2 protein-coding genes are annotated in these 3,223 nt (G+C 68.3%); one reads left to right on the top strand and one right to left on the bottom strand.

Annotated elements, in window-relative coordinates; genetic code table 11:
- Window positions 1-101 precede the first annotated feature (101 nt).
- Window positions 102-1,940: an ABC transporter ATP-binding protein gene (locus VE25_RS00070; RefSeq protein ID WP_046106534.1), complete on the bottom strand. Its 1,839-nt coding sequence runs from the start codon at window positions 1,938-1,940 to the stop codon at window positions 102-104.
- A 347-nt stretch (window positions 1,941-2,287) separates the two neighbouring features.
- Here VE25_RS00070 and VE25_RS00065 point away from each other — a divergent pair, with 347 nt between their 5' ends.
- The gene (locus VE25_RS00065; RefSeq protein ID WP_046106533.1) at window positions 2,288-2,926 is read left to right on the top strand and encodes a Spy/CpxP family protein refolding chaperone; all 639 of its coding nucleotides are present in this window, start codon (window positions 2,288-2,290) and stop codon (window positions 2,924-2,926) included.
- Window positions 2,927-3,223: the final 297 nt, after the last annotated feature.

The following is a 3,223-nucleotide window of genomic DNA, read 5'->3' as shown; positions in this document are numbered from 1 at the left end:
GGGAATGAGGGTGGGGGTCCATCGGTGGCCCAGGCAACGACCCCCACCCTCATTCCCTCCCCTCAAGGGGGAGGGAGGCGAAGGAGCCGAGATTCGGCGGACTAATCGACCGTATCGATGCCGATGAAGCCGCCGGACTGGCGGGCCCAGAGGCGGGCATAGAGCCCGCCCTGCGCGAGGAGCGCCGCGTGCGCGCCCTCCTCGACGATGCGGCCCTCGTCGAGCACCACGATGCGGTCCATGCGCGCGATGGTCGAGAGCCGGTGGGCGATGGCGATGACCGTCTTGCCCTCCATCACGCCATAGAGCGTGTCCTGGATCGCCGCCTCGACCTCGCTGTCGAGGGCTGAGGTCGCTTCATCGAGGATGAGAATCGGCGCGTCCTTGAGGATGGCGCGGGCAAGCGCGATGCGCTGCCTTTGCCCGCCCGAGAGCTTGACGCCCCGCTCGCCCACATGCGCCTTGTACCCGTTGCGGCCGGACTCGTCGCGCAGCATTGGGATGAAGGCGTCGGCATGCGCCTTGGCGGCGGCGGCCTCGATGCGCTCGAAGGAGGTATCGAGCCGGCCGAGCGCGATGTTGTCGCGCACGGACCGGTGCAGCAGCGAGACGTCCTGCGTCACCATGGCGATGTGCCGCCGCAGGCTCGCCTGCGTGACGGCGCGGATATCCTGCCCGTCGATCTCGATCCGGCCGGCTTCGGCTTCAAAAAAGCGCAGGAGCAGGTTGACGAGGGTCGACTTGCCCGCGCCCGAGCGGCCGACGAGGCCGACCTTCTCGCCGGGCGCGACGATAAGGCTCACCCGGTCGAGCCCGCCCCGGCCCTTGCCGTAATGGTGGCTGACGTCCGCAAAGCGGATAGCGCCGCGCGAAACGACGAGGGGACGGGCGTCCGGCGCATCGGGGATGGCGATGGGCTGGGCGATGGTCTTCAGGTGCTCGCGGGTGGCGCCGATGGCGTTGAAGAGCCCTGAGACCGCGTCGAGCAGCCATTCGGCCATGCCGGTGATGCGAAAGCTCAGAGCGAGCGCCGCGGCGACGAGCCCGAGCGGCGCCTGCCCGCCCTGCCAGAGGACGATCCCGTAGCCGACGAGCCCGACGATCAGCAGGCTGCCGAGGAAGAGCATCGAGCCGTTGGTCGTCACCTCCAGCCGCTGCACGGCAAAGAACGCCTGCCGGACCTCCTCCAGCCGCTCGCGACTGTCGCGGTCGTCGGCCTTTTCGCCGCCGAAGAGCTTGACGATGCCGATGTTGGAATAGGTGTCGACGAGCATGCCGGAGAGCCCGGTGTTCGCGGCCTCCATCCGCTCGGACGCAACCCTCAGGCGCGGGACGATATAGGCCATGAGCACAAGGTAGAGCCCGAGCCAGACGAGCATCGGCACCAGCAACCGCAGATCGATCGAGGCCATCAGCCAGATCGAGCCGAGGACGTAGATGACGACGAAGGAGAGCGTGTGGACGAGCGCGTAGATGACGTTCGTCGCGGCATTGCCGATCTCGGTGACACGACCGGCGATGCGCCCGGCAAAGTCGTTCTGGAACCAGCCGACCGACTGGGCCAGCAGGTGCCGGTGGGACCGCCAGCGGAAGAGCGTCACCGCATTGGGGCGGAAGGCGATGTCGTCGAAGCTCTCGCGCGCGACGCCCGCGAGCGGGCGGGCGAGGAGCACAACGGCCGCGACAACCACCAGCTCCATGCCGTGATCGGCCCAGAGCCGCTCCGGGCTGCTGGCGGCGAGCATGTCGACCAGCCGCCCGGCATAGCCGATGAGCCAGACCTCTATGGCCGCGCCGACGACGGCGAGCGCAAGACTCGCGGCAATGGGCAGGCGGAACGGGCGGAGGTTTTCGAGGATGAACCGCCAGACATCGGCGGATGGGGTTTTCCCGTCATACCCGACATAGGGGTCGACGAGCGTCTGATAGCGACGAAGCATGAATGCGTTCCGGAAGTAAAGATTTCGATGAGGTGGGGCCGAACGCGCAGCCCGAGACGGCACTGCCCGTTCAGCGGGTGGTGTGCGTGCCTCTGGTCCTCATCGAACGATCCTCCTTCACGGGTCGCTGCAGGGATTGGTAGCGCGGGAAGGTCCGTCGTGCCAGCCGGAAAAAGCGGCGCCGCGCGCGTCCGGCGCGCCGCGTTGCCCTTTGGCAACAATGCCTTCTGAGGGCGAACCTTACGAATCCTACCAACCTTTCATCTGGCCGCAATGATCGGGAGAGGTCGGCGCGGCTAGCGTGACGGTGCTGGCTCCAACCAGTTCCCATGCAAAGGACTAGACCCATGAAGACGATCTCCAAGACCGCCCTTGTGGCCCTGACGGCGGCAAGCGTCGGACTTGCCGGCATCGGCACCTCCGCGTTCGCCCAGACCACCACGCCGACCCAGGTGGAAGCGCCCGGCAAGCCGGGTGACGGCGCCCACCGCTTCCATCGCAAAGGCCCCGGCGGCCATGCCGGGCTCGCCGAGCGCCGCATGATGATCCACCACATGGGCGGGCCCGGCGCCCACGGGCCGCGCGGCGGGATGGGGCTGTTGAACTTCGGCAGCGCCGAGGGCCTGGAGATCGCCTTCGTGCGGTTGTCCTACGCCATCGACATGAACGAGGATCAGCGGGCCCTGTTCGATACGCTGAAGAGCGACGCGCTTTCCGCCCAGTCCGATTTCGAGACCGCGACCGAGGGCCTGCGCTTCGACCGGCGCGCCGAGGAGCGGCCGGACATCGTCGAGATCTTCAACAACCGCATCGCCATCGAGACGGCGCGGCTCGAGGCCATGCAGGCCGTGCAGCCGGCGTTCGAGGCGTTCTTCGGCAGCCTCAGCGACGAGCAGAAGGCCGAGCTCGCGCCGCGGCGCGCGCATTTCGAACGCCCGGGTGCTCCTGCCGCTCCCGAGGCGCCCGAAGAGCCGGCCGAGGACTGACCCCCTCCCGTTCCGCCGCGCCGCCACTCGCCCCACGACCCTCACCGGCGGCGCGGCGAACGGCGCGGGGCCGAAGCTGTTCTCCTGTCTCGACCCGCGCCCGCCCCGGCAGTCCTGCTGCCGGGGCGATTGTTTTGGTGAACCCCGTAATGCTCGGGTGGGTGGCATGTGCAAACCGCCGGGATGACATCGGGTGGGGAATTGAGATGGTGCCATCGGCACGATCGGCCTCCCCCCTTGAGGAGAGGGAATGAGGGTGGGGGTGGTTCGGTGAGCCGCCGATGCTTCCCCCCACCC

It is taken from the genome of Devosia geojensis (genome assembly GCF_000969415.1).
GTDB classification, from domain to species: Bacteria; Pseudomonadota; Alphaproteobacteria; order Rhizobiales; family Devosiaceae; genus Devosia; species Devosia geojensis.
The sequence above is the reverse complement of the archived record's forward strand: the minus strand, read 5'-3'. Positions and strand labels throughout refer to the sequence as shown.